Origin of the sequence: Dietzia sp. DQ12-76 (assembly GCF_014145045.1) — a bacterium.
Lineage (GTDB): Bacteria > Actinomycetota > Actinomycetes > Mycobacteriales > Mycobacteriaceae > Dietzia.
Genome location: NZ_JAALDV010000007.1, coordinates 1 through 6,541, shown reverse-complemented (window position 1 = coordinate 6,541; position 6,541 = coordinate 1). Strand labels below are relative to the sequence as shown.

The 6,541-nt window shown below is 71.2% G+C and carries 5 protein-coding genes; all 5 read left to right on the top strand.

Annotation, left to right across the window (positions count from 1 at the left end; genetic code table 11):
* On the top strand, positions 1 to 1,230 hold a 1,230-nt coding region (locus G6019_RS00265), incomplete at its 5' end, for a circularly permuted type 2 ATP-grasp protein (protein ID WP_182626878.1).
* Positions 1,223 to 3,100 carry an alpha/beta hydrolase family protein gene (locus tag G6019_RS00260; RefSeq protein ID WP_107757808.1) on the top strand — a complete coding sequence of 626 codons (1,878 nt, stop codon included), beginning with the start codon at positions 1,223 to 1,225 and terminating at the stop codon, positions 3,098 to 3,100. The genes G6019_RS00265 and G6019_RS00260, both read left to right, overlap by 8 nt.
* Entirely contained in the window at positions 3,078 to 4,265 is a 1,188-nt protein-coding gene (locus tag G6019_RS00255) for a M20 family metallopeptidase (RefSeq protein WP_107757807.1), read from the top strand. Before G6019_RS00260 ends, G6019_RS00255 begins: the two co-directional genes overlap by 23 nt.
* A gap of 18 nt (positions 4,266 to 4,283) precedes the next feature.
* Complete coding sequence (locus G6019_RS00250) at positions 4,284 to 5,477, top strand: hypothetical protein (RefSeq protein ID WP_182626876.1); 1,194 nt, start codon at positions 4,284 to 4,286, stop codon at positions 5,475 to 5,477.
* Between the two features lie 9 nt (positions 5,478 to 5,486).
* Positions 5,487 to 6,491 carry an iron-containing redox enzyme family protein gene (locus G6019_RS00245; protein WP_182626874.1) on the top strand — a complete coding sequence of 335 codons (1,005 nt, stop codon included), beginning with the start codon at positions 5,487 to 5,489 and terminating at the stop codon, positions 6,489 to 6,491.
* Positions 6,492 to 6,541 lie beyond the last annotated feature (50 nt).

Sequence of the window (6,541 nt, the reverse complement as noted above, 5' to 3'; positions counted from 1 at the left end):
TTGTTCCCGCTGGACGCGGTCCCGCGCGTCATCCCGGCGGACCAGTGGGCCCGGATCTCGGCGGGAATAGAACAACGGGCCCGGGCGATGGAGCTGTTCCTCCGGGACATCTACGGTCCCGGTGAGATCATCCGCGCCGGCATCGTCCCCGCCGAGGCCCTCGACCGCGCCCCGGGCTTCCGGCCCACCGGCCGGTCGGTCCCGGAGGGGGCGTTGCACGCGCCGGTGTGCGGCGTCGACCTGGTCTCCACCGCCCCCGGCGAGTGGGTCGTCCTCGAGGACAACCTGCGGATGGCGGGGGGTCTGGCCATGGCGGTCGCCCTGCGCGACCGGATCAGCGAGGGCTTCCCCGAGTTCGGCGCGCGGTCCGAGGTCCACGATCCCCGGGTCGGCCTGGAGATGCTGTCGGAGACGCTGCGTGCCGCCGCACCGGGCGGCGTCGACGATCCCGCCATCGCGGTGGTGATCGCCGAGGACGAGCGCGAGGCCTTCGACCTCAACAACGCCGCGGCGGCGATCGGCGGCGAGATCGTCACCCCGGACGAGCTGACGGTCGACGACGGCCGCCTCTGGCGGGCTCACGGTGGCGACCGCACCGCAGTCGACGTGCTCTACGTCCGTATGGACGAGGAGATGCTGCTGTCGTCGGCGGGCGCGGACGGAACGGTGCTGCGGCGCGGACTCCTCAGCGCGATGGCGGAAGGCGGCGTGGCCGTGGTGAACGCGCCCGGGAACGGCGCCGCGGACGACAAGGCGATCTACGCCCGCGTGCCGCAGATCATCGACTTCTACCTGGGCGAGAAACCCCTCATCGGCCAGGTCGAGACCTATGTCTGTTCGGACCCCGAGCAGCGCAGGCAGGTCCTCGACCGCCTCGGAGAACTGGTGGTCAAACCGATCGACGGGTACGGGGGCTCCGGCATCACCGTGGGCCCGGAGTGCTCTCCCCGCGAGCTCGACGAGCGGCGGGACGAGTTGCGGCGGCACGGTGAGAGATTCGTCGCCCAGGAGGTCCAGTCCCTGTCCACACTGCCGACGTTCAACGGTCACGAACTGCAGCGCAGGCACGTCGACATGCGGGCGTTCGTCATGCTCCGGAGCGGGGCCTCGGGTGAGATCCTCGCCTCCGCCCCGCCCGTCGCACTGACACGCGTGGCCCCGGCGGGCACGATGGTCGTCAACGCCTCGAGCGGGGGCGGGGGAAAGGACACCTGGATCCACCGTGCATGACACGACCGAGATCACCGAGGAGGCGGAGTCGCTGGACCTCGCCGGCCCGCCCGACGACGCCGTCGGGGGGCCGGGAGAGATCCGGCACACCACCTCGCCCTGCCTGTCCCCGGACGGCTCGATGCTGGCGTGCGTGGTCACCGAGCGCACCGGCTACCCACGCGCGGTCCAACGGCCTCTCGGCCTCGGTGGCCTGGACGGGGCCGGTCCGGAACGCGACGTGGTCCTTCCCGTCAACGGACCGGTGCGACGCGTCGCGTACTCGCCCAGCGGCAAGTGGCTGGCCTGCGAGGTGGCCCCCGACGGTGGCGAGCGCGAGCGGATCTGGCTGGTCACGACCGACCCCGCGGACCGGGACGTCTATCCGATCGACACCCACGACGACGCCACCGAGCAGATCGTCTGCTGGGACGGCGATCTGTTGGCCCTGACCGCCTTCGACTCCGAGGGGCTGGCCGAGGGCAGGCTGGTGGACCCGGAGACGGGTGAGAGCACGATCGTCGACTCCCGGATGGGAGGCGCGCTCGTCCACGCCCGCGACGGGGCGGCCCTGTTCCGGGTCGGGGCGCGCGGCCACCGCGAACTGCTCCGCATCGTTCCGGACGGCCGGTGGTGGCCGCTCCTGCCCGTGGACACCGGGTCGACCACCGACGCCGGCGTGATACTCGACGCCGGCGGCGGTGACCGGCCCATGAGGATGATCGTGCGCAGTGATCACTCCGCGGACCGGATGGGACTGCTCGCGGTGGAGGCGGACGAGGAGTTCACGGAGTCGTGGCCGCTCGCCTACCGGGAGGACGCCGACCTCGATCGCGTCGAGGTGAGCCTGGACCGCACGACCGCCGTGCTGCTGTGGAACGTCCGCGGGGGACTGTCGGAGATCGAGGTCCTGGACCTGCGCCGGAGCCGACCACGGGTGATCGTCAGACCGCCACTGCCCGACGTGGTCGCGTCCTCGCCCACGCTCACCGCCGACGGGCGTCTGCTGGCGCTCACCGTCCAGAGTCTCGACCAGCCACCGCGCATCGTGATGTACGACGTGGAGCGACGGAGGTGGACGGGGGAGCCCCCGAGGCAACCGGACCCGGTCCCGCAGCTGGTCCGCTTCACGGCCCGCGACGGTCTGGAACTCTCGGGGTGGCTGTACCGCGCCGATCCGGCCGACGAGCCGACGCCCACGGTGGTCCACCTCCACGGCGGGCCCGAGGGGCAGTCCCGACCGGGGTACAACGACCTCGCCCGCCGGTACCTGGACATCGGTGTGACCTACTTCGAGCCCAACGTGCGCGGGTCCACCGGGTCCGGCCGCTTCTTCAGCCACGCCGACGACCGCTACGGCCGCTTCGCGGGGATCGACGATGTCGAGGACGCGCTGTTGCACCTCGTCGAGCAGGGCATCGCCGACCCCGACCGGGCGGTGGTCTCGGGCCGCTCGTACGGCGGGTACCTGGTCAACGCGACCCTGGTGCGGCATCCCGGGCGCTGGCGCGGGGGGATCGCGGCGTGTGGGATGAGTGATCTCCAGACCTTCTACCGCACCACCGAGCCGTGGATCGCCGCCGCCGCGTACCCCAAGTACGGCAACCCACTCCAGGAGCGTGAACTGCTCAGGGAGGCCTCGCCCCTGCACCTGTACCACCACGTGGACGTGCCCGTGCTCTTCGTCCACGGCGCGCACGACACCAACGTGCCGCTCAGCGAGACCGAACAGGCGGTCGAGGCGTTGCGGCGCCGCGGGGTACCGGTGGACGTGTTGCTCTTCGAGGACGAGGGTCACGAGTTCGTGAAATTGGCCAACAGGCAGCTGCTCGGGGACCGGGTGGTCGACTTCTGTCAGGAGGTGTTCGGTGTTCGGACGCAAGAAGGGTGACACCGCCGACGCGGGCGGGTTCGAGGGGCGACTGATCGGGTGGCGGCGCCACATCCACACCCACCCCGAGTTGTCCTACGAGGAGACCGAGACCACCGACTACATCGAGGGTGAGCTCCGGTCGATGGGGCTGCGGCCGACCCGGTTCCGCATCGGCACCGGCCTGTGGTGCGATGTCCCGGCCGCCGAGGGCGCCACCGCGACGGACGTCGTGGCCCTGCGCGCGGACATCGACGCGCTCGCGATGAGCGAGGACTCCGGCGAGTCCTTCGCCTCGGAGGTCGACGGGGTGGCCCACACGTGTGGCCACGACGGTCACACCGCGATGCTGCTGGGGGCGGCCGAGATGTTGGTCGCCGACCCGCCACCGCGCCCCGTGCGCCTGATCTTCCAGCCGGCCGAGGAGACCATGCCGGGCGGCGCCAAGGAGTGCGTCGAGGAGGGCGTGGTCGAGGGCGTGGACCGGATCCTCGCGCTGCACTGCGATCCGCACCGCCGCGTCGGCGAGGTGGGGGTGACGGGCGGCGCCATCACGTCGTCCAACGCCAAGATCGGCGTCACCGTCCACTCGAACGGAGGCCACACGGCGCGGCCGCACGAGACCCAGGACACGGTCTTCGCGCTGGCGCAGATCGTCACGGGGGTGACCGCCGTGGTGGACCGGACCATCGACCCGCGCTCGGGCACGGTCCTGACCTGGGCTTCGATCAAGGCCGGGGGGACGGCTCCCAACGTCATCCCCGACTCGGGCCAGCTGTGGGGCACCCTGCGCAGCGCCGACCGCGACGTCTGGGCCACGGCGGAACCCGTCGTCCGCGGGGCCGTCGAGTCGATCGCCGCGACGTACGGGCTACGCGCCGAGGTGGAGTACGTCCAGGGTGTGCCACCGGTGGTCAACGACCAGGCCTGCGCCGACCTGGCGGCGTCCGCGGTCGAGCAGGTGCTCGGACCGGACGGGGTGGGTACGGCCGTGCAGTCCAGCGGCGGCGAGGACTTCGCCTGGTACACCGAGGAGATCCCCGGCGTCTACCTGCGGCTGGGGGTGTGGGACGGGGAGTCCGAGGAGACCGACCTGCACCACCCCGGGTTCGTCCTGGACGAGGCGGCACTGCCCCACGGTGCCCGCATCTTCGACGCGTTCGCGCGGCTTCACCGCGGGGAGTGACGGAAGGGGGTATCAGAAGTGAGTGAGCACGAGCAGAGTGACGAGGGGACGTACTCGACCGTCGGACTCATGGCGGACCCAGGTGCGCCCGACAGGGTGGCGGCCGCGATCGCGGACGACCTCGCCGACGATCTGACCCGCGAGCTCGGGGGGAGGTGGCGGGTCGAGGTCGCCCGGGAAACACTCCCGCTCGGTCCGGACGGCGAGGTCCGACTCACCGAGCACGCACCCCGTCTGTTGCAGCAGCACTCGTGGGATTTCGTCGTCTACCTGACTGATCTGCCGAGCCGATCCGGCGGGGACCCGGTGTTGTACGACGTCAACGACTCCACTGCCGCCGCGCTGGTATGTCTGCCGGTGCTCGGCGTAGTCCGGGTGAAGGCGAAGGTCAGGGCGCTCCTTCGTCGCCTGGTGAGGGCGGGCACTCGCCGGGACGGTGTCGGCCCGTCCGGTTCGGACGATCTTCCCCCCGCCACGTGCAGCGGGGCGATGAGCAGGATCCGGCTACTCGGAGGGATGGTGCTCAACAACAGGCCCACCCGGATGGTGACAGGATTAGCCGGTGTCGTCGCCGCCGGGGCGGGCACCGGCGCCTTCGGCGTCTTCTACGGCAGCATCGCCTCCCTGGCGGTGGCACTACATCCGATGCGGTTGCTGCTGATCGGCGTGCTGGGTGTCCTCACGCTGGTGTCCTGGCTGATTCTGCGCAACGGGATGTGGACCCGTTCCGATGACGAATTCGGACGGGGTCATCGGCGGATGGACAACGCGGCCACCGTGCTGACGGTCGGCGTCGGTGTGGGAATCATGTTCCTCGCCCTGCTGGTGGCGATGTTCGTGCTGGCCATCGTGGTGTTGGACGCTGGCTACCTCGAGACCCAGCTCGGGCGGCCCGTCAGTGTTTCGGACTACTTCCGCCTGGCGTGGCTGTCCACCTGCCTCGGGGCGTTCGCCGGCGCGCTGGGGTCGAACTTCGACGACGAGGACGTGGTCCGCGCGGCCACCTACAGTCTCCGGTGGCACGAACGCCGCACGATGTTCGACGACTATCAGCGGCGAGCCGGCGAGCGTCGGGAGCAGCGGGAGCGCCAGCGGATCGAGTCCGAGAACTCCGAGGACTCCGGGAACTCCGGGGGCCCCGGGAACTCCGAGGACGACGCGAACGGCGCCGGGGGGACGTCCACGGTGGAGGATGACCGCCCGAGAGGGTAGACAAGTCACATGACAGCCGCCCCGACCCAGATCGCGTCCCCGGCCTCCGCCCCCGCCCTGCCCGTCGGCAGCGGGCCGCTCTCGGAGGCCGTGGTCACGGCGCTGGCGACGGGCCGGACCGATGGGCTCCCGGACGTCTCGGCGGACACAGATCCGATGGGTCGCGACCTCCAGCTCGCGCTCTACACGCTCTATGAGCTCCACTACCGGGGCTTCGCCGGCGTGGACTCCGACCTGGAGTGGGACCCCGAACTCCTGCGCCTCCGTCGCGCGCTGGAGACCCTGTTCCTCGATCATCTCCGGGGAGCGGTCGAGCCGGGTGACGATCCCGTGGCCGAGATGGACGCACTGTCCGTCGAGGCGACCTCCGGCACGGGCCCGTCCTGGTACTTCAAGGACGAGGGCACCTGGGACCAGCTGCGCGAGTACTTCGCCCACCGGTCGCTCTACCACCTGAAGGAGGGCGATCCCCACGCGTTCGCCATCCCGCGGCTGCAGGGGCAGGCCAAGGCCTCGTTCGTCGCCGTGGAGTTCGACGAGTTCGGCGGCGGGCGCGGAGAGCGGGTCCACCAGCAGCTCTGGGCCGATCTCATGCGGGCCGCCGATCTGGACCCCGGCTACCTGGGGTACCTCGACCGGGTGTCGGCGGCGACGCTGTCGACCGTCAACCTGATGTCACTGTTCGGGCTGCACCGGTCCCTGCGCGGCGCCGCGATCGGGCATTTCGCCGCCATCGAGATCACCTCGTCCCCCGGGTCCGCGCGACTGGTCGCGGGCCTGCGCAGGCTGGGGGCGCCGGAGGAATGCGTGCACTTCTACGCCGAACACGTGGAGGCCGACGCGGTCCACGAGCAGGTGATGCGCCACGACGTCGTGGGGGATCTGGTGAACCGGGAGCCGCATCTCGCGGCGGACGTGGTGTTCGGGATGCGTGCTCTGGACCACCTCGACGAGGTGGCGGCGGGCGGGATGCTGGCCGCGTGGGGCCGCGGGGAGTCCTCGCTGCTGCCCTGACGCAGCGTTCGTTTCCCGCTCACACCGGGACCGCCGACCCCGCCGACACT